Annotated in this window: 13 protein-coding genes; 8 read left to right on the top strand and 5 right to left on the bottom strand. The window is 51.1% G+C overall.

The genetic code is table 11. From position 1 onward, the window contains the following. Positions 1 to 3: 3 nt before the first annotated feature. Positions 4 to 1,470: a TolC family protein gene (locus DFER_RS15640; protein WP_083769126.1), complete on the bottom strand. Its 1,467-nt coding sequence runs from the start codon at positions 1,468 to 1,470 to the stop codon at positions 4 to 6. Positions 1,471 to 1,626: 156 nt separating this feature from the next. Between DFER_RS15640 and DFER_RS15635 the strand changes: the two genes are divergently transcribed. Then, the gene (locus DFER_RS15635) at positions 1,627 to 2,304 is read left to right on the top strand and encodes a response regulator transcription factor (RefSeq protein WP_015812616.1); all 678 of its coding nucleotides are present in this window, start codon (positions 1,627 to 1,629) and stop codon (positions 2,302 to 2,304) included. Further along, positions 2,301 to 3,560, top strand: a complete 1,260-nt coding sequence (locus DFER_RS15630; RefSeq protein ID WP_041735187.1) for a sensor histidine kinase — start codon at positions 2,301 to 2,303, stop codon at positions 3,558 to 3,560. The genes DFER_RS15635 and DFER_RS15630 overlap by 4 nt, the downstream gene beginning before the upstream one ends. Before the next feature lie 29 nt (positions 3,561 to 3,589). Here DFER_RS15630 and DFER_RS15625 read toward each other — a convergent pair whose 3' ends face one another. Beyond that, entirely contained in the window at positions 3,590 to 5,062 is a 1,473-nt protein-coding gene (locus DFER_RS15625; protein ID WP_015812614.1) for a TlpA family protein disulfide reductase, read from the bottom strand. Between the two features lie 187 nt (positions 5,063 to 5,249). On the opposite strand from DFER_RS15625, the gene DFER_RS15620 reads away from it, so the two are divergent. Then, a complete protein-coding gene (locus tag DFER_RS15620) occupies positions 5,250 to 8,201 on the top strand; it encodes an FAD-binding and (Fe-S)-binding domain-containing protein (RefSeq protein WP_015812613.1) in 2,952 nt (983 codons plus the stop codon). A 2-nt stretch (positions 8,202 to 8,203) separates the two neighbouring features. Here DFER_RS15620 and DFER_RS15615 read toward each other — a convergent pair whose 3' ends face one another. After that, a complete protein-coding gene (locus DFER_RS15615) occupies positions 8,204 to 8,458 on the bottom strand; it encodes a hypothetical protein (protein ID WP_015812612.1) in 255 nt (84 codons plus the stop codon). A gap of 210 nt (positions 8,459 to 8,668) precedes the next feature. Here DFER_RS15615 and DFER_RS15610 point away from each other — a divergent pair, with 210 nt between their 5' ends. From DFER_RS15610 to DFER_RS15590, 5 genes are all read left to right on the top strand, one after another. Beyond that, complete coding sequence (locus DFER_RS15610) at positions 8,669 to 9,433, top strand: hypothetical protein (protein WP_015812611.1); 765 nt, start codon at positions 8,669 to 8,671, stop codon at positions 9,431 to 9,433. 87 nt (positions 9,434 to 9,520) lie between these two features. Then, positions 9,521 to 11,977, top strand: a complete 2,457-nt coding sequence (thrA, locus tag DFER_RS15605; protein WP_015812610.1) for a bifunctional aspartate kinase/homoserine dehydrogenase I — start codon at positions 9,521 to 9,523, stop codon at positions 11,975 to 11,977. Positions 11,978 to 11,993: 16 nt separating this feature from the next. After that, positions 11,994 to 12,923: a homoserine kinase gene (locus DFER_RS15600; protein ID WP_015812609.1), complete on the top strand. Its 930-nt coding sequence runs from the start codon at positions 11,994 to 11,996 to the stop codon at positions 12,921 to 12,923. Between the two features lie 404 nt (positions 12,924 to 13,327). Next, positions 13,328 to 13,654 carry a HesB/IscA family protein gene (locus DFER_RS15595; protein ID WP_015812608.1) on the top strand — a complete coding sequence of 109 codons (327 nt, stop codon included), beginning with the start codon at positions 13,328 to 13,330 and terminating at the stop codon, positions 13,652 to 13,654. Between the two features lie 133 nt (positions 13,655 to 13,787). Further along, positions 13,788 to 14,687, top strand: coding sequence for a nucleotidyltransferase family protein (locus DFER_RS15590; RefSeq protein ID WP_015812607.1), 900 nt, complete (start codon positions 13,788 to 13,790; stop codon positions 14,685 to 14,687). Positions 14,688 to 14,753: 66 nt separating this feature from the next. Here DFER_RS15590 and DFER_RS15585 read toward each other — a convergent pair whose 3' ends face one another. Both DFER_RS15585 and DFER_RS15580 read right to left on the bottom strand, forming a co-directional pair. Next, positions 14,754 to 18,800, bottom strand: a complete 4,047-nt coding sequence (locus DFER_RS15585; RefSeq protein WP_015812606.1) for an FG-GAP-like repeat-containing protein — start codon at positions 18,798 to 18,800, stop codon at positions 14,754 to 14,756. A 456-nt stretch (positions 18,801 to 19,256) separates the two neighbouring features. Beyond that, positions 19,257 to 20,480, bottom strand: coding sequence for an IS110 family RNA-guided transposase (locus tag DFER_RS15580; RefSeq protein ID WP_015810681.1), 1,224 nt, complete (start codon positions 20,478 to 20,480; stop codon positions 19,257 to 19,259). Positions 20,481 to 20,489 lie beyond the last annotated feature (9 nt).

Raw genomic sequence — 20,489 nt, 5'->3', positions numbered from 1 at the left:
ATATTATTGGTTTATCTGGCTCAAAAAAATGTCGAGGTCGCCGGCTGCGGCGGCTTTCAGCAGCAGCGAGCGCCAGGCGTTGCCGGTGGTGACAAACTTGTCCACTTCGGCGCGGTTCAATGCATTCACACTTTGGGCCAATGTAAACAGGTCGGTCATGCCGCTCTGGTAGCGCGCCTCGGCCTGGTTGAAAGCCGTGCGGGCGGCTGCGAGTTGCACCGGCGTGAGGCGCGCTTGCGCGAGCGATAGCTGGAACTGGATTTCGGATTCGCGCTCCTGGCGGTCGAGTTGTAATTGCTGGGTTTGGTACAGCGATTTGAAACGCTCCACCTGGAATTGTTCGGCGTGGTAGTCGTTCCTTACTTTCAGGATGCCGGTCAGGTTCCAGCGCGTGGAAACGCCGACCAGGTAGTTGAAGACCTGGTATTTGACACCGCTCGAAAAATCGGTGTGGAAAGAGTCGTCCTTGTTGGAAATGCCCGACCCGCGGCCCCAACCGGCGCCTACGAGGGAAATCGAGGGTAAAAAGGACCGTTTCACGGCCAGGCTACGTGCCAGCGAGGCGTCCATCTGTGCCTGCGCAAACCGCAATGCAGGGTTTTTGAGCAATGAAGTCGCTTCGCCCGGCACAATCGGCAATTGGGAGTAAAAACCCATGATATCCACCTGGACACTGTCGCGCAGCTCGCCGGTAAGCTCCGAAAACCGCAGTCGCTGCGCTTTTTCCGACCGCTGGCTTTCCAGCAGCAGCAATTGCGCTTTGGCATATTCCGCAGCGGCCAGGGAACTGTCCACGCCCGGGCGCATTCCCGAGCTCACGGCTGCGTCGGTAACACGCTTGAAAATCGATGCCCGTTCGAGGTTCTGGCGCTGCGCGTCCACCAGTTTCTGGTTGATCAGCAACAGCAGGTAGGCATCGATGATCTTAACCTGATGCTGGAAAAGCTCATTCTCATAGTCGGCCTGGCTGCGGGCGAGATCGGCTTTGGCAGCGTTGACCTGGGCTTTCACTTTTCCGAAATTGAACACTTTCCAGTCGACCATCGCCGTGGTGAAGCTGCCGAATGTGGGGGTGTAATGGTTTTCGGGGCGAATGCCGCCGGAGGGCGACAATGCGCTGCCCTCGTTGGGCAGAAATGCGCCGGCCACGCTGTTGCTGGTGGCGTAAGTATATTGATCCTGCACGATGAATGCGGGCAGATAGTCGGTTTTAACGGATTTGATGCGGCTTTCCGCACTGTGGATTTCGGCACGCTTGGCTTTGAGGAACGGGAAATTGCCTTTGCCCTGCTCCAATGCCTCGTGCAGTCGGAGCTGCTGGGCGCCGGCCTGCGCGCTCATGAAAGCGACTAAAAGAACTGTGAACCAATGGGACCTGCATTCGAAAATCCGGCGCACGAGCCTTGCCGGTGAATGCACATTTCCCGGCGGAAAAATGCGGGAAACGGAATGATACTGGGAGTGCTTCATAATTCGGGTTAAAGATATTTTTAGCCGAAATTAGAGCCCAATTCTGGAAACATTTGGGAAACGGAAACTTGCAAAGGGCTGTTTATTACCAGCTTATCCTTCCTAAATGTTTCCAGATTCCGGATGTATTTTTGTAAAGTATCTTTTAATAGCGGAATGAAAATATTAGTTGTGGAGGACGAGAAAGGGCTGGCCGAAAGTATCACGGATTATCTCTCCCGCGAAGGGTTCGTGTGCGAAGTGGCAAACACTTTCTGGCAAGCCGATGAGAAGATCAGCCTGTACCAGTACGATTGCACGATCGTAGACCTCACGCTGCCCGATGGCAATGGTTTTGACATTATCCAAACCTTGAAAAAGATCGCCGCCGCGACGGGAATTATCATTATTTCGGCCCGTAATACGCTGGAAGACAAGCTAAAAGGTCTCGAAATAGGTTCGGACGATTATATGACCAAGCCATTCCATCTTTCCGAGTTGAATGCACGGGTAAAATCGCTGATCCGCCGCCGCAATTTTGGAGGAAATAATGATATGACCTGGAAAGATATCCGGGTGAACCTGCCTGCCAGGAAGGTTTTTATTAAAGACATTGAAACCACGCTGTCGAAAAAAGAGTACGATTTGCTGCTCTATTTTTTGTCCAATATCGACGTCGCATTAACGAAAGAATCCATCGCCGAGCACCTGTGGGGCGATAATATGGATTCGGCGGACTCGCTGGATATGGTGTATTCGCATATCAAGAACTTGCGCCGGAAGATCGTCGAGAAGGGCGGAAAAGATTACATTCAATCGATTTACGGGATAGGATATAAATTTACCGCACCTTGAAACTTCTCGAAAAAGCCAGCCGCATTTACCTGATGGCCTCGCTGCTGATTTACGCGGCCGTGGGTTTCGCTTTTTACTGGATCATCAATTTCATGATCTACGACGAGGTGGAAAGCCGGCTGATGGTCGAAAAGCAGGATTTTGAAGCCTATGTCCGAAGCAACGACACCTGGTCCAACAATTCCTATTTTGTCGAAAACAAAATTGAAGTGGTGCCGGTGTACGGGAAATTCAAAAACGAGGTCGCATTCACCGACACGCTGATCAGCAACCGCTACGACGAAACCGCCGACCCGTTCCGGCAGCTCACTTTCTACACATTAATCGGCGGATCGCCCTACCGCGTGGCCATCCGGAAGTCGATGATCGAGTCTTACAAGCTCATTGAAGCCATTTCGGTGGCGATGATCGCCTTCTTAGGCCTGCTGCTGGTGAGCACATTCCTGTTTCACCGGGTGCTGTCCGGCAAGCTCTGGAAGCCTTTTTACGATTCGCTGGCGCGGATCAAGGATTTTGACTGGACCAAAAACGAGCCGCTCGAAACCGTCCGCAGCGAGATTACCGAGTTTAACGAGCTGGGGGATGTGATGGAGAAAATGGCTTCCAAAATGCAGCACGATTACCGGAGCCTTCGCGAATTTACGGAAAATGCGTCCCACGAAATCCAGACGCCGCTGGCGCTTATCAATGCACGTGTGGAGCAATTCATTCAATCCGGCGATCTCGGCGAAAACCATACTTACTGGATCGAGGAAATTTACCATGCCGCGCGGCGGATGTCGAGGCTCAACCAGGGATTGTTATTGTTGGCAAAAATTGAGAACCAGCAGTTTACCGAGCAGGAGGAGCTCGATCTTTCGGAGCTCGCATTGAACAAACTCAAAGATTTCGAGGACATTTTGCAGCATAAGGAAATTCGTGTCGTGGTGCGATCCACCGGCAGTTTCCGGAAACTGATGTCGCCTGCATTGGCCGACATTCTGCTTACGAACCTGATTAACAATGCGATCCGGCACAATTATCCGGGCGGGGAGCTCAGGCTGGAATCAGGTGCTGATTATGTGCAGGTGAGCAACACCGGTCATGCATTGAAAAGTGATCCCGAGCGATTGTTCGAGCGGTTCAAGAAGGAATCCACCGGCGCCGAGTCGCTGGGGCTCGGACTGGCGATTGTGAAGCAGATCTGCGAAAATTGCGATTTGCGCATTTCCTATCAATACCACGAGCCGATTCACGCCATTCGTATTACAGAATAGTGCGGAGCGCCTGCTCCGCACCTGTTGCATTATTTGGCTACCTTCTGCAATTCGGCTTCCAGCGTTTTGTTATTAGGGAATTCCTGCGGAATCCAGCGGTTCACGATCTTGCCCGAACCGTCGATCACGAGGAACGGATAGCGGATGTCGATGCCGTATTTTTCTTTCAAAACTTCGATATTCTCGTCCGAAGCCCATAAATGTTTGGCAGTAGGCCGCGTTTTCACGTATTGTTTCCACGTCCCCAGCGGAATGCCCGTGGCAACGGACACGTAGGCGAACGTCACTTTATCGGCATATTTATCTTCCAAAACCTTCAAACCGGGCTCGTGCTGGCCGATGCTGAACGAGAACACCATCAAAACCGGCTTGCCCTGCAACGACGAAACGGCTACGGCAGCGCTGTCCGTATTGAGGAGCGTGATATCTGTCACTGGAGCACCCGGCTGCAATGCCTCTTTGGTCTGGATCAGGTTGGAAATGTACTCGGTATAAGGTGATTGCGGGAATGTGGTTTTATAGTCGGCGAGCAGCGTTTTGGCGGTTTCGACATTCGGAATGGCCGTAGCGGCGTAATTGAGCCAGTAAGTGGCCAGGTATTCCTTTTGTTTAGGATAATCGGCCAGTTTTTCCTTGCTGAATGCGTATACATCCTTCAATGCCTCGGGACTGATTTCGTAACGGGTTTCCGATTCGAGCGGGAACTTGCGGGTGGAGGGAATGAGCGCCCAGTTGCGGAGCTCGTCGCGGTAGGCCTGGCTCAGTAATGCGTCGTCGGGCTGGATTTTGAAATCGGTAAGTGTGAAATCTTCCAACTCTTTACGCTGGGTGGCGTCGAGTTTGGCCACGCGGTTTCGGCGCATGATCTTTTCCTGGATCAGCTGCCGGGTGAGCGAAGGCTCGGTAGCGGTTGTAGCCAGCACATAAGCTTCGAATGCAGGCACCACGGGGTTGGCCATTTTGAATTTTTCGAAGGCATCGAGCCGTGCCTTTTTCAGGCTGTCGCTTTGCTGGATTACGCTTTTGTTATCGATCTGAGACGGTTTATAGCCAAAAACGGGCAGGTATTGGTATTGATTTTCAAGGAAATAGTTTTTCAGGAATGTCTGATAATTCGCATTCTTACCAGTGAAGGTCACATCCGCATTCTCACCCACGGCCACCGTCAGGTCATCGCCGGGTTGCAGAAACAACATCCAGGTTTTATTCACGCCGCCACCGCTATATTGCAAGCGCATCATTTTAGGCTCATTGAGCTGGATAACCGTCTTTTCGGTGGTTTTTTCGGCAAAATTTACCGACGCCACCGCATCGAGCTTTGCATCGGCAAGGCCCGTGCCCAGATTGGGGTGAAAATGTACATCTTCCAGCACGAGCGTTACAGTCACCGGGGCCTGTTTGGAAGCCGTGAGCGTGATATTGGCGGTATTTTGAGCAAATGAAACCCAGCTGAATGCAATGCAGCTGAATAGTGTGAGGATCAGAATGTTTATGTTTCTCATGGGATCGAAAGGGAAAACAGTTTTTTACCAAAACAGGTGGGTGTAAAAATTGTGCCAATATACGTAACTCACAGCGGTATCTGATCCGGTGGCTTACTGAGCGTTGCCCGCCAGTACATTAATGCAGTTTTTCAGCGCATTAATAGGCCAACTGCCTTAACTTCGCCATCGCATATCGATTGTTCCTATGACCCGCGTTTCAACATTCCAGTTCAATACGCTTCGCGCCAGATTCGATGGCGAGTTGTATCATGATGATTCCACGCTGCACGCCGCGCAACGCGCTGTTTACGCCACCGATGCGTCCGTTTACCAGGAAATGCCGCTGGCCGTGGCGCTGCCGAAGTCGGTCGACGACCTGAGGTCGCTCATCGAATTCGCGAGAACGAACAAGGTGACGCTCATTCCCCGTGCCGCCGGGACGTCGCTGGCCGGGCAGGTGGTAGGAAATGGGGTTGTGGTTGATATTTCAAAGCATTTCAGGAAGATTATCGAGGTGAATGCCGCTGAAAAGTGGGCGCGGGTGCAGCCGGGCGTCATCCGCGATGACCTGAACAAGCACCTCGCACCTTACGGACTGCTTTTCGGTCCGGAAACTTCCACGGCGAGCCGGGCGATGATCGGCGGGATGATCGGGAATAACTCGTGCGGGCTGCATTCCATTACCTGGGGCGCCACGCGTGATCACCTGCTGGAAGTGAAAGTGCTGCTTTCCGATGGCTCGGAAGCCGTTTTTAGCGAACAATCCATTGCCGATTTCACCACCGCGATCCGCGAAAAGCAGGTTAAAGGCCAGCGGCTGCAATCGATCCTGGCTGGGATGTTTGGGCTGATATCCAATCCCATTGACCAGGATTTAATCAAAAAGCAGTTCCCCAAACCAACCGTCACCCGCCGCAACTCCGGCTATGCCCTCGACGCGCTTGTCAGGAATTTTGAAAAGGGTAATATCAACTTATGTAACCTCATTGCGGGCTCGGAAGGCACATTATGCTTTGTTACCGAGGCCAAAATCGCCCTCGTGGATGCCCCGCCCGCTGCCGTGGGCGTGGTGTGCGTGCATACCAACTCCCTAGCAGAAGCATTGCACGCCAACCGCGTGGCCATGCAGCACGATCCGAAGGCATCTGAACTGGTGGACAAATACATTATGGACTTTACCAAAAACCATAATGTGTATTCTCAAAACCGGTTTTTCATGCAAGGCGACCCGGCGGCGATGCTGATGGTGGAGTTTTGGGGAATCGCCAAGGAGGAAGTCGAGCAAAAAGCCGCCGCATTGGTTGCCCAATTGAAGGCGGAGGGCCTCGGTTATGCCTACCCGCTCCTGTTCGGCGACGATGCCGCCAAGGCCTGGGACATTCGCAAAGCAGGACTGGGCCTGATCCGCAACCTGCCCGGCGACACGCAGCCGGTGAACCTCATCGAGGACTGCGCCGTGGCCGTGGAGGATTTGCCCGCATATATTGAAGAACTGGAAGTTTTGCTTGAAAAACATGGCCTGCACGCGTCGTACTATGCCCACGCGGGCGCAGGCGAGCTGCATGTGGAACCGATGATCAACCTCAAAACGAGCGAGGGCAAGCAGCAATTCCGGGATGTGCTGGCTGATACCGCCGCTTTGGTCAGGAAATATAATGGTGCGTTGTCGGGCGAGCATGGCGACGGCCGCCTGCGCGGGGAATTCATTCCATTCATGATGGGTGAAGAAGTGTACGAAATGTTCAGGCAGGTGAAGCGGATCTGGGACCCGGAGGGCGTTTTTAATGCCAACAAAATCGTAAATACGCCTCCGATGAACGAATTTCTGCGCTATGGACAGGATAAGCCAAACCCGCAGATCGACACCGTATTCGACTTTTCACGGCAGGAAGGCATGCTCCGCCTCGCCGAAAAATGCAGCGGGTCGGGCGACTGTCGGAAAACCGAGCTTACCGGCGGAACCATGTGCCCGAGCTACATGGCTACGCGCAGCGAGCGCGACACCACGCGTGCCCGCGCGAACATCCTTCGCCAATATCTTACTCCTGAAACTGCCCCCGCCACCAGCCAGGAAATGGTAAAAGAAGTGCTCGACCTGTGCCTTTCGTGTAAAGGTTGTAAGTCGGAATGCCCTTCGAGCGTGGACATTGGGAAAATGAAAGCGGAATTCACGCAGCAATATTATGAGACGCACGGCGTGCCAATGCGCAGCAAACTGATCGCCAATTTTTCGAACCAGATGAAACTGGCGTCGATCGCTCCCTGGGCGTTTAACGGCCTATTCGGAACGCCCGCATTGCGGAAAATTGCCAACAAAATGGTCGGTTTTCATCCCGACCGCTCCATGCCCAAACTGGACGCCGAGACGCTGAAAACCTGGTGGGAAAAGCATCAACGCAGGAAAACGGCCGGAACGACACATTCGCGAAAAGTATATCTGTTCTGCGATGAATTTACCAACTACAATGATGCCGAAGTGGGTAAAAAGGCCGTTTTGCTGCTCGAAAAGCTCGGCTACGAGGTCATTATCCCGGATCATGTGGAATCGGGGCGCTCGTATTTGTCCAAAGGTTTTGTAAAAGAAGCTCAGAAGCTGGCGATCCGCAATGTGGCCCTTTTGAAAGACAAAATCACTTATGACGCGCCGCTGATAGGCATTGAACCATCAGCTATCCTCTCGTTCCGGGACGAATATGTGGATCTGGTTGGTGAGAACCAGCGGGCCGATGCCCAGAAAGTCGCCGCGAATGCCTTACTTTTTGAGGAATTTATAGCGCGGGAGATGGATGATAAGCGCATTCAGAAAAATGCATTTATCAGTAAAAATCAATTGATTAAAGTGCATGGGCATTGCCATCAGAAGTCGCTTTCTACAATGACAGCTTCAAAGAAAGCATTGCAATTGCCTGAAAATTTCCATGTTCAGCTCATTCCATCGGGATGTTGCGGAATGGCCGGGTCGTTTGGTTATGAAGAAGAGCATTTTGAGGTTTCGATGCAGATCGGGGAACTGGTGTTGTTCCCGACCGTCCGCCAGCAGCCGGAGGACGTAATTATCGCCGCTGCGGGAACGAGTTGTCGCCATCAGATTAAAGATGGCACCGGACGCATTGCCATGCATCCGGTCGAGATTTTGTATGATGCGCTTATCAAATAAGCCTAGTTCGTGCCGCGGACGTGTTCGTAAACCGTGTCGGGACGCAAACTTGTACCTGTATCCGATGCCACGCTGTCGGCAGTAGCCGCACCACGGTCGGCGGGATTATCTGATTGTCCCAGGTTTTGATCATGGTTGAAGAAGCCGCCAAACCAGGCGATCAGCGAAAGTACGATACCGACACCGACGATCCATTTCCAAACGTTTTTCACGTTTTTGGTGGCTCTTGCTTCCCTGTCTGTTTCTTGCCTGTTCATGGGTTTAATGATTTAGTTTGAAATAAACCCTACCATTTCCATACCAGCGCCGATTTACCGGGTTTTGAGTGATTTATATAACATACTGTTGATAAAATTTCCCCAAACTAAGTAGTCAAACAAAAATGTAATAAATCGGGGACGTTTCATGTTACCTTAGCTGGAAATTTCGTTTGCCATACTAGTTCTTCTCACAAACCAGCCATATTCATGAACATTCGCCAACGTTTCATCATCTTCTTTTTTGCACTTTTCCTATTTGTGCAGATCGACGGCCAGGCTCAGAACGATAACAGGAATTTCTTTTCCGTAACCGCCGGATACAGCTTACCGGTAGGAGAGCTGGCCAGGGAAAAACTGAACGACCCATTCGCGGGTCTTACGGGCTCGGGATATTATGGACAGATCAACTACGACTTCCGCATTGCCCGCTGGTTCGGCTTGAAGTTTTCAGGAAGCATGAATAAAAACACAACGCGCCCGCAGCCGATTGTGGACATTGCCGACCTGCGCGTGGCGGAAATAAAGGGCATTATCAACGAAACCACCTCACATACCTGGGACACGAATGTATCGCGCTGGAAGTTCAATGCGATCATGGTAGGGCCTTCGATCTTCCTCAACATCAACCGCGTACAGCTCGAAGGCCACATTCAGGGTGGTTATGTGCAGGTTACCTCTCCCACGGTGGATATGACGGGCCGGTTCGAATCCGGTGAAAACCAGATTCTTGTGCATTTGAGCCCTGCTTCTACGAGCGGTTTTGGTCTGGGTGCCGGTGCGAGTTTGCGCCTGCCCATCGCCGGTCCGCTGTATTTCCATCTTTCCGGCGATTTCATCGCTACCGAAGCCGAGCTGAAAAACGTGGCGGTGAATGTGCGCGTCGGTAACTATCCCGAAGTGGGCATCCCGATCAATGAAAAGCGTTTCGTGGGTGTAGCGAATATCGGTGCGGGATTGGGGATTTCGTTTTAAGCGGCGTTTGAATTGTTATATTTGCATTCTGTTCAAAATGAGCGGCCCTTTGCCGTTCACATTCGCATATTTCGAATATAGCTTTAAATGAAGGTTCTTAAATTTGGCGGCACCTCTGTCGGATCGGTCGACAGTATTAAAACAGTAATCGGTATTCTCGAAGAAAATCTGTCAAAAGGCGAACGCATCGCGGTCGTTTTTTCTGCCATGGGCGGGGTCACGAACAGGCTGATCGAAATCGGGAAAATGGCGGCCGCCGGCAATACGGAATATGTCGAATTTTTGAAGGGCGTCGAGGAAAGGCACTTTGCCGTCGTGCGCGGGCTGATCCCGGTTAAGAACCAAAGCAGCACTTTTGCCGCCGTAAGAGGCCTATTTAATGAACTGGAAGACATCCTAAGGGGTGTTTCGTGGATCAGGGAGCTGTCCGAAAGGACGCTCGACCTCATCATGAGCTTCGGGGAGCGGCTTTCGACGATGGTCATCACCGAAATACTCAAAAGCAAAGGCGTAGCTGCGGAATTTTGCGACGCGCGTCAGATCATCCGCACAAATGCAACCTACGGCATGGGCGATGTCAATTTTGAAGCAACCAATCACCTGATTTTAGAACATTTCGCGAAAAGCACGGCGCTGCAATGCGTCACGGGCTTCATCGCATCTACCGCCGAGGGCGTCACCACCACGCTCGGCCGCGGCGGCTCCGACTATACCGCGTCGATCCTCGGCGCAGCGCTGGAAGCCGACTCGATCGAGATCTGGACGGACGTCGACGGGATGATGACCGCCGATCCGCGCAAAGTGGCGAACGCGTTCACGATACCATCCATTTCCTATGCGGAAGCGATGGAGCTATCGCATTTCGGCGCGAAAGTGATCTATCCGCCGAGCTTACAGCCAGCATTTGCAAGAAATATCAAGCTTAAAGTCCTCAATACATTCAACACCGGCTTCGAAGGAACGTACGTTCAGAAATCGGCCAACGGTAAGGAATATGCGATCACGGGTATCTCGTCGATTGACGAAATTGCACTCGTGAACATCCAGGGCAGCGGCATGATCGGCGTGGCCGGTATTTCCGGGCGCCTGTTTACGGCGCTATCCAATAATGCCATCAGCGTGATCCTCATCTCGCAGGCATCTTCGGAGCATTCGATCTGTTTTTCCATTGATCCAAAAAATGCGCAGAAAGCCATTGATGTGCTGGAAAAGGAGTTTGCGACGGAGATCGGGCTGGGACACATCGACGGTATTTCGGTTGAAAAAAACCTCTCGATCGTCGCCATTGTGGGAGAAGGGATGAAGAAAAACACCGGTATCTCCGGCAAACTTTTCTCGGCTCTCGGTAAAAACGGTATCAATGTCGTAGCGACCGCGCAAGGCTCTTCCGAGCTGAATATTTCGGTGGTAATCGCCAAAAGCGACCTTTCCAAAGCATTGAACGCCATTCACGGTGTTTTCTTCCAATCCGAAACGCGCTCGCTCAACCTGTTTATCGTCGGGGTAGGGCTGATCGGCGGCACGCTCATCGAGCAAATCCGCAACCAGACCAAATACCTGCGAGAGGAAAAGTTGCTCAACCTTAATATCGCGGGTTTGTCCAACACCAAAAAAATGCTCCTCGATCCGGACGGCATCCAACCCGAAAACTGGCGCGACCGGGTGATGGACGAGGGCGTGAAAACGAGTCTGCCGGCATTTGTACAGCGCATGATCGAGCTCAATTTGCCGAACAGCGTTTTTGTGGATTGTACTTCCGACAAGGATATTGTACAATATTACCATATGCTGCTCGATGCGAGCATCAGCGTCGTCACTCCGAACAAAGTCGCCAATTCGGGCAGCTATTCGGAATACATTGCCTTGCAGCGCACGGCCTTGCAGCGCGGCGTGAAGTTCTTGTACGAAACAAATGTGGGGGCAGGTCTGCCGATCATCAACACGATCCAGGGCCTGATGGCGAGCGGTGATAAATTCCTGAAAATCGAAGCGATCCTCTCCGGAACACTGTCTTATATATTCAACAATTTCGGCGGCGACAACCGCTTTGTGGACGTGGTGAAAGAAGCAAAAGCCAAAGGCTTCACCGAACCCGACCCGCGCGACGACCTTAGCGGAGCCGACGTTGGTCGTAAAATCCTCATCCTTTCGCGGGAAGTAGGGGTAGCTTTGGAACCGGAGGAAGTGAAAATCTCGCAAATCCTGCCCGGTAACTGCCTCAACGCGCCGACGGTGGATGCATTCTTCGAAGAATTGGAAATCTCCAATGCCTACTTTGCAGACATGCAGGCATCGGCCGACGCCCGTGGCGAAAAGCTGCGCTACATTGCCACGCTCGAAAACGGCAAAGCTACGATCGAGCTCAAAACGGTGGACGCATCGCACCCGTTTTTCACCCTTTCGGGCAGCGACAACATCGTATCCTTCACCACGGAACGCTACAAAGACCGCCCGCTGGTGATCAAAGGCCCGGGCGCCGGCGCAGAAGTAACCGCATCAGGCGTGTTCGCGGATATCATGAGTATCAGTAGCTATTTGGGATAGAAAACAACCATTTACAGTGAATTCAGTAAAAGCTTTTGCGCCGGCGACAGTCGCTAATGTGTCGTGTGGGTTTGATATTTTCGGGTTTGCCATTCAGGAGCCGGGGGATACCGTGGAGTTGTACAAACGGGATGAGCCGGGGATTGTAATCACGGATATTACGGGCGATGAAGGGCGGTTGCCGCGGCAGGCGGAGAAGAATTCGGTGACGGTGGTGATGCTCGCATTGCTGAAACACCTGGGTATCAGCGACCTTGGCTGCGAGGTGGTTTTGCGTAAAAACATGCCCTTGGGCAGCGGAATGGGTTCCAGCGCGGCGAGCGCCGTGGCAGGCGTAGTGGCGATGAACGAGCTGCTAGGCAATCCGCTAAGCCGCAAAGAACTGCTGCCATTTGCCATGGAAGGAGAACGCATTGCCTCGGGCTCTGCGCATGCGGATAATGTGGGGCCGTCGTTGTTGGGTGGCTTTGTGGTGATCCGCAGCTATAACCCGCTGGATATCTTTACGATACCGGTGCCAGACGACCTTTGCTGCACACTCGTTCACCCCGATATTGAGATTAATACCAAAGACGCGCGTTTCATCTTGCGAAATGAAGTGTCGTTGAAAAATACAATCGCACAAATGGGCAATGTGGCCGGGCTCGTTGCAGGCTTGATGAAAGCAGATTACGACCTGATCAGCCGCTCGATGGTGGACGTGATCATCGAACCCGTCCGCGCTATCCTGATTCCCGAGTTCAAAAATGTGAAACAGGCGGCCATTTCAAATGGGGCGCTCGGTTGCAGCATTTCAGGCGCCGGACCCTCGATGTTTGCATTGAGCCGCGGCATCGAGAATGCGAAAAACGCCGGAAAAGCCATGCAGGAGCGCTTCGCGAGCGCGGGAATCGACTCTGCGGTGCATGTTTCGGGCATCAACCAGGGCGGGGCGGTTGTTTTGTGATTTTGAATGACTGAATGAGCCGCTCTTGAACGGGGAATGATTGAATGGTGAACAAGGAAAATGCCGTTAGGCATGTGACATTGGTAGCAAAAATGCAGATTTACAATTTTACGAAAATGCCATTGGGCATGTAACGTAAAGGCACCGTCAGCGGCGACATTCCATCTGTTGTTGCATCCCTGATGGGATTTCGATAGCTGGTATGGCGTTCTTTCTACCAATATTACATCGCTACGCGATTCCTTTCCTTGAAACCACTATTGTTGTGGGGCACTCAATGGTATGGCTGAACAACGCGATGTTAAACAAGGGGAATGATGAATGATTACGTGTTTTCGACCACAATGTGAACTTTCAGGTTCTGTAAAAACGTTAATTGGTGCAGGTAATAAAACATTAGAAAAATGGTTACGGTAAGCGATTCAGCCAAAAATAAAATTGTAGAACTCCGTAAGGCTGACGGTTTTGAAGAAGATTATCAGATCCGCGTCGGCGTTTTGGGAGGTGGTTGTTCAGGTTTGACCTACAATCTGGAATTCAACTCCGAGTCGAAGCCCAATGATATGGTTTTTGAAGACAAGGGAGTGAAGATTATCGTAGACAAAAAGAGCCTTCTTTACCTTGCAGGGACAACCCTTGATTTTAGCGATGGTTTGAATGGAAAAGGCTTCCAGTTCATCAATCCGAATGCCACTCGTACCTGCGGATGCGGCGAAAGCTTCGCGGTATAGTTAAATTATTAAAATATTTTATTTTGAAAAAACGCGCTCCGAAACCCGGAGTGCGTTTTTTTTATCGTTTTGAATGGATTTAATTTGAACCGTCTTTTACACACCATATCAGGGAACGTTTAAATCCAATTGAATGAAACCAACTCTTTTGATTTTGGCTGCCGGCATCGGTAGCAGGTACGGAGGTATCAAGCAGCTCGACCAGTTCGGCCCCAACGGAGAAACCATCATCGACTATTCATTATATGACGCCATTCGCGCAGGTTTTGGAAAAGTGGTATTTATCGTACGCCAGGAAATCAAGGAGAATGCCGAGGCCGTTTTTACTCCCAAACTGAAAGGCAAGATTGATTTTGATTTCGCCATCCAGGGAATCCAGTCCTATGTGCCCGAAGACCTCGGCGCGGTGGAGCGCACGAAGCCCTGGGGCACCGGCCACGCTACGCTTTGTGCCTGGGATAAAACCGATACTCCGTTCGCCGTCATTAACGCCGACGATTTCTACGGTCGCGATGCGTTTGAAACCATGGCCAACTTTCTGCAAAACGATACCAACGACCGGCAACACGCCATGATCGGCTACGAGCTGAAACGTACGCTTTCGGAAAACGGCACGGTGTCGCGTGGTGTGTGCGTGGAGCGCGAAGATCACAACCTGGATTCCGTGGTGGAACGGACTAAAATATTCGAAGAAAACGGGGTCATATACTATGAGGAAGGTGAGACGCGTACGGAGCTTGCACCTGAAACCCCCGTCTCGATGAATTTCTGGGGCTTCAAACCGTCGATGTTCCCCATTACGAAAGACCTTTTCGAAAAATACGCGCGTGAAAATATCAACACGCCCAAAGCCGAGTTCTACATCCCCACCGTGATGTCGCATATGATCAAAAGCGGCGAGGGCGACTGCCGGGTATTCCGTATCGCTTCAGACTGGTTCGGGGTTACTTATCCGGAGGACAAGCCATCGGTGCAGGCCTCGCTGAATGCATTGCATGAGGCTGGGGTGTATCCAAGCAAGTTGTGGGATTGAGGTCATAATATCGAAACAAAAAGAGCCGTTGCCGGGTGGTAACGGCTCTTTTGCGTTTGATCCTTATCACTCCCGAACCAGAACTTTACTCATAGTATGTGTACCATCCTGATTGATTACGAGGACAATGTAAATGCCGTCTAAAAATCTGCTAATATCGATGGTAGATTTGAACCCTGTGGCTTGGTAGACCGCAGTGCCGTTAAAGTCAAGTATTTTCATGGTCCGAACCAGTTCAGGATTTTTGACTTTAACGTTCAGCTGATCGGAGGCCGGATTGGGATAAATTACGATCTGTTCACTCGATTCATCGTTTAATTCCATGGTAGCTTTCTTTTTAGTGGTTTCGAGTATGTCATTGTCTGGTTGTTCCGGCACCGGAGCGGTGCTGCTGCCTATCAGGTAGGCAGGCAGATAGCGCCAGGGGCTGTAGGTTTGCCCGGTCAGTGCGAGCACGGGATCGTATTTTACGCGAATCCGCACCTTAGTTCCGGCCCCTTGCTTGTTGATCACGTTTTTCAATTCAATCCCGGCCAGGCCCAGATTCGAATAAGCATTTTGCGCGCTAGTAGATTGGGTGCTGTTGGTGATGCTGTTGTTACTGCCTTTGGAGAAGCCTTGGTTTGCCGGTTTTGTTTCCCACACGAGTTTCGCCTTGTTGCGACCGAGGAAAGATTTGGCATAAAGGCCCGCTCCAAAGTTGTTTTGGGCGAATTGGGTGTGGTTGATGGGGGTGGTTAGGTTGGAGTTGTAGAGGCGGAGGTTGTTGCGAGTGCCAGCGCCATTGTTTCCTTTGTAAAGAAATACAGATCCTTTGCTATTGTAAAAGGGCGCTCCAATCAAGATATCTGAATAGCCATCGCCGTTGACATCACCTGCACAAGCAACGGATGTACCCATTTGGGAATTGGCTACATTACTTTCGAATTTAACAGGAGTTTGGGAGTACAATCCGGTCGCTGATCCGAAGAACATGAAGGCAGCTCCACTGCTTATCGGGGAATAGTTAACCGCACCGACTATCAAGTCTCCATACCCGTCCCCATTGAAATCACCTGCACTGGAAACGGAATTTCCGTAGTAAGCCGGTTGACCAACGGTGAGCGTCGATTTTGGAGAGTTGCTGTTTATACCGCTTGAAGAGCCATAGTAAACCAATGTTGTTCCTTCGTTCGCTTGTGTTACCGCGCAGAACACCACTATATCGCTAAATCCGTCCCCATTTAGATCACCAGCTCCTGAAACGCTATGCCCCATCGAAGCTTGACTAACATTGTTCTCAATTATAGTAGCTGAATTGTTTATCCCTGTCATGGATCCGTAAAAAATTCGAGCGGCCCCTTCCGAGGTCTGTCCGTTGGTGTAGAGTGGAGTTCCGGCGATTATGTCATCAAAACCATCTCCATTAACATCTCCGGCGCGCCCTGCTGTTAAACCTAGTTCTTCCGCCTGTGTGGTGCCTTCCAGAGTAATCGCAGCCACTGTACTAATGCCTTGGCCTGAACCATGATATATGAAAATAGCTCCTTCGTCTAATACCTTATCATGATTTGGATCGCCCACCAGAACATCGTCGTACCCATCACCATTCACATCTCCCGCGCTGGAAACTGTCCAGCCGAAAGAGCTTTGCGTTTGATTATTTTTCAGCACAGAAAAAGTGTTTTTATTGAGGCCTTGGGCAGAGCCATAATACACTAGTGCTGCACCTTCTACTAAGCCCTTCTGGGCGTCCCAGCTTATGAAATAACTTACGTCTCCAATGATTACGTCATCGAAGCCATCGCCATTAACATCCCCTGCGCCCGCCACTGAGTAACCCAGGAGGCCACTTCCTGAAACATTATCGATTTTTGTGACCGTATTTAAAACTATACCTTGACTAGAGCCATAGTAAATGTAGGCAGCCCCTGAATTTGATTGACCACTGTTATACGCATATTCACCTGCTATTATATCACTGTACCCGTCACCATTCACATCGCCTGCATTGGCAACGGAATATCCAAACTGCGCCGCATTCTGAGACCCATTCAGTTCCTGGACATAGTTGTTAGTCCCTTTTGCGCCACCTAACCACACCATCGCCACTCCCTCATCCGCTTCCCCCTTATCATATCCTTGTCCACTCACGACAATGTCACTATACCCGTCTCCATTCACATCCCCCGCACTGGAAACGGAGGAGCCGAGGTAGGCATTAAGCTGGTTGCCTTCCTGGCTTGATGCGGATGTATTGGCCAAGCCCGATGAGGAACCTTCGTACACAAATGCGCCGCCTTCGTTACCCTGCCCGTTGTCGAATAAGTTGGCTCCTACGATCACATCAGCATACCCGTCTCCGTTTACATCCCCGGCCGAAGCGACAGAAGCACCATATTGTGCCCCCGCCTGATTGCATTCCAGTTGTTTTGCGATTGTGGTACTTATCCCATTCGCCGAGCCGTGGTAAACAAATGCCCCGCCCTCGTTGTTCTGGCCGTTGTCGAAATGGAACGATCCGACAATGACGTCAGAAAAGCCGTCACCGTTCACGTCGCCTGCGGTGGATGCAGAGAAGCCGAAAAAGGCAGCTGCCTGGTTATTTTCCAGCGTCGTTTTGGCTGCTGTTGCTATTCCGTTTATCGAGCCATGGTATACGAATGCGGCTCCTTCATTGCTCTCGCCTTTATCGTACATCGAAGCGCCCACGATCACGTCACTGTATCCGTCGCCGTCGACATCGCCGGCACCTTTGACCGAGCAGCCGAATTGTGCATCGATCTGGTTACTTTCAAGTGTGGTGATGGGTACATTGGATATCCCGGCCAGTGTACCATGATAGACGAAAGCAGCGCCTTCATTGGATTGTCCTTTATCATACAAAGGCGCACCTGTGATCACGTCGCTGAGGCCGTCATTATTTACATCGCCCGCCGCCGCAACGTACTGGCCCAGATTTGCCTCGGGCTGGTTGCTTTCCAGTGTGGTAGTGGGTACTGCGTTAAGTCCGGCTCCTGAGCCGTGGTAAACAAATGCGGCCCCCTCATTGTTTTCGTTTTTGTCGTACATGGGCGCTCCGACGATCACATCGCCGAACCCGTCCCCATTGACATCGCCGGCATTCGCTACGCTATTTCCAAATTTGGCATCTGGCTGGTTAGCTTCCAGTGTCCGGTCTGGTGCAGTGGCCAGGCCGCTGGCCGAACCCATGTAAACAAATGCCACTCCTTCATTACTTTCACCCTTATCATAGTTGGGGGCTCCGATGATCACATCGCTATACCCGTCCCCATTGATGTCGCCTGCGGAAGACACAGAGTATCCGAATGCAGCTTGCGCCTGGTCTTTTTCGAGAAGGGTGGATGCATTAGCAGGAGTGCCATTCACCACCAATGGGTCGATTGTGACAGGAAAAGCAGCGTTTTTGACGTCGACTTCAATCAATATATCGCCATTCGCGTAAGCGAGGCTGGCTTCGAGCGGCTCTCCGTCGGCATCCCAGCAATGCAAATCGCGGTAATAGAATTTTGCAAGGCTCTGTTTTGCAAGAATCAATTCGTTTTTGCCGACTTGTTTTACTTGCGCGCCCTCGGCGTCCAGTCTCACTTCCAATTCACGAGTACCGTCCGGCGCGGATTCAATGATGAAGTTTTGCCTGACACCACCCGGCTCGTTGATATATTCCTCCACAAATCCGTCATGCGCGATCTGCAAGTGGTTGTCTTTCAGATTAGTTGCCGCGGAACGCTGGGGGCTGAACAGCTTTTTACCATCCGCGTAGATGCCTTTGTTGATCAGTTTTAATTCGAAGTTGTGCCCTGCTGAATCTTTTCGGTTGACGATGGTCAGTTCACCTGAACGGTAGTAAGCTCTTAGCCCCTGCATCCGGTTAGGGCTTTGGAGAACATGTTTCGCACTGTCGTAACTGATGTGGTATTCGCGTTGAGTTAGGTTTTGCTGAATTTGGGCTAATGCCTCCTGCGGCACAGCGTTGTCGTTTCGGTGCGCTGATTGACCGGCGCCTGGTCGGAGATTGGATTTTTGGTCTGTGTCGGCCCAGTAAGCCATACCAGCGATTGCCATTACAACAGCGACGGTAACAAGGACAAATCTCTTGTAAGTGTGTTTCATAGTCTTGGAATTAAGGTGATAAGAGAAAGATTCTCGGCAACAGATTTTTGCCTGGCTCAAACATCGTAAATGCATCGTGCTGAAACAGAATCCGATGAGCAACAGGAAGTGTGAAACAATCAGAAGGCATACTTGGCAAAGACCGCCCCGGCCGGGAACCTGTTGCCGGGGCGGTCTTTAAGAGCTATTTTACACAACCTAATACTTTGAAGACGTTTGATTCCATATCAGTATTCTTTTAAGTTGTTTGTAATACAAATTCCGGGCTTTTTTTTCTGAAAGTCTTTTCTAAACCCGTATAGACAAAGTAATCCGATGATCACAGATCGATGTAAGCGCTTTTCCTCTTAGAGAAAAATTTTTTCTACGTGCTCTATGGCAACAGCTGTGGGTGCTTAGCGTCTGTTATCAGTTTTGTTTACGGGGTATAGTCCACCAAAAAAAGCCTCGACCTTTCTATTGGGACGCTAATATTTTCAACTTCCTTACGCGGTTTTCTAACCGTTGGATTTCAGCTTTCCTTCTTTCGATCAGGATTTCTGGTCTCAGGGCTGGTTCCTTGTAAGGTAATTTATCCCGGAGGATATGGTATGATGCTGTGAGTATGTGGTGGGCAATCGCCATTGCCGCTTTCTTCTTTCCCCGTCTTTGGGTGAGCTTGTGGTACTTGAATGACAGGTAGGTATTCATCGTATGGCTTGCCGCCCAGGCTGCTTCGATCAATGTTGTTTTCAAATAGGTGTTGCCATGGGTGGTCCTTGCCGATCTTACTTTTCCTGCACTCTCGTTGTTGCCTGGGCATACCCCTGCCCAAGAAGCCAGGTGCTTGTCTGAGATAAACTGGGACATGTCCAGACCGATCTCGGAAACGATACCAATAGCTGATTGCCTGGATACGCCTGGGATGGTTTGCAGTAGTGCGAGCTCGGCCTGCTTACCGGCCAGGCAAAGTTCAATCTGCTGGTCAAGTTGTTCGATGAGCTTTTCCAGGGCGCCCATTGTCTGTGTGAGCAACTTTAACATAAAGCGGTGACGCTCACAGAACCGGCCGTAAAGCGCCTGTTGTAAAACCTGCTTTTTATTTACCAGCGAACCTTTGGCCTGGTTTGAGAGAACCACGGGGTCAGTAATTCCTTCCATAAGCAGATCTACGATCCCCTGTCCGGTTTTGGAAAACACATCGCTAACCACGCTGCCGAGCTTGATGTTGGCATCTTCCAGAATATTCTGTAACCGATTTTTCTCCCGGCTACGCTCATTGACAAGCTTCTTACGGTGGCGTAGCAATGTCCTTATCTCCCGCACCCATCCTTCCGGGACAAAGCTGTGCCGAAGAAGTCCGCTCAACAGCAGCTTGGCGATCCATTCGGAATCCTTTTTATCAGTTTTGTGGCCGGGAACGTTCTTGATATGACGGGCATTAACCAAAATGATCTCAAAGCGGCCTTCCAAAACATAATACACAGGCCGCCAGTAAACGCCCGTACTCTCCATAGCGATGTGGGTAATCTGATGGCCTTCAAGCCAATGCGACAAATCTTCCAGGTCTCTGGTGAAGGTGGCGAAGGTCCGGGTTTCTTCCTGGATTCCCGTCCCTTTGATTGAAGCAACTACTGTATCTTTGTGTACATCCAGGCCACAACCTCGGGCTATGAGCTGGGGGAATTCTACTACTGCCATGTCGTTTGA

This window comes from Dyadobacter fermentans DSM 18053 (assembly GCF_000023125.1).
Classification (GTDB): Bacteria; Bacteroidota; Bacteroidia; order Cytophagales; family Spirosomataceae; genus Dyadobacter; species Dyadobacter fermentans.
This window is presented reverse-complemented; position numbering and strand designations above follow the sequence as displayed.

Coding starts and splice junctions, on each gene's coding strand:
- DFER_RS15625 (WP_015812614.1), bottom strand. CDS start 5,062: ATGAGAAACATAAACATTCTGATCCTCACACTATTCAGCTGCATTGCA.
- DFER_RS15615 (WP_015812612.1), bottom strand. CDS start 8,458: ATGAACAGGCAAGAAACAGACAGGGAAGCAAGAGCCACCAAAAACGTG.
- DFER_RS15580 (WP_015810681.1), bottom strand. CDS start 20,480: ATGGCAGTAGTAGAATTCCCCCAGCTCATAGCCCGAGGTTGTGGCCTG.
- DFER_RS15620 (WP_015812613.1), top strand. CDS start 5,250: ATGACCCGCGTTTCAACATTCCAGTTCAATACGCTTCGCGCCAGATTC.
- DFER_RS15590 (WP_015812607.1), top strand. CDS start 13,788: ATGAAACCAACTCTTTTGATTTTGGCTGCCGGCATCGGTAGCAGGTAC.
- thrA (WP_015812610.1), top strand. CDS start 9,521: ATGAAGGTTCTTAAATTTGGCGGCACCTCTGTCGGATCGGTCGACAGT.
- DFER_RS15640 (WP_083769126.1), bottom strand. CDS start 1,470: ATGAAGCACTCCCAGTATCATTCCGTTTCCCGCATTTTTCCGCCGGGA.
- DFER_RS15610 (WP_015812611.1), top strand. CDS start 8,669: ATGAACATTCGCCAACGTTTCATCATCTTCTTTTTTGCACTTTTCCTA.
- DFER_RS15595 (WP_015812608.1), top strand. CDS start 13,328: ATGGTTACGGTAAGCGATTCAGCCAAAAATAAAATTGTAGAACTCCGT.
- DFER_RS15635 (WP_015812616.1), top strand. CDS start 1,627: ATGAAAATATTAGTTGTGGAGGACGAGAAAGGGCTGGCCGAAAGTATC.
- DFER_RS15585 (WP_015812606.1), bottom strand. CDS start 18,800: ATGAAACACACTTACAAGAGATTTGTCCTTGTTACCGTCGCTGTTGTA.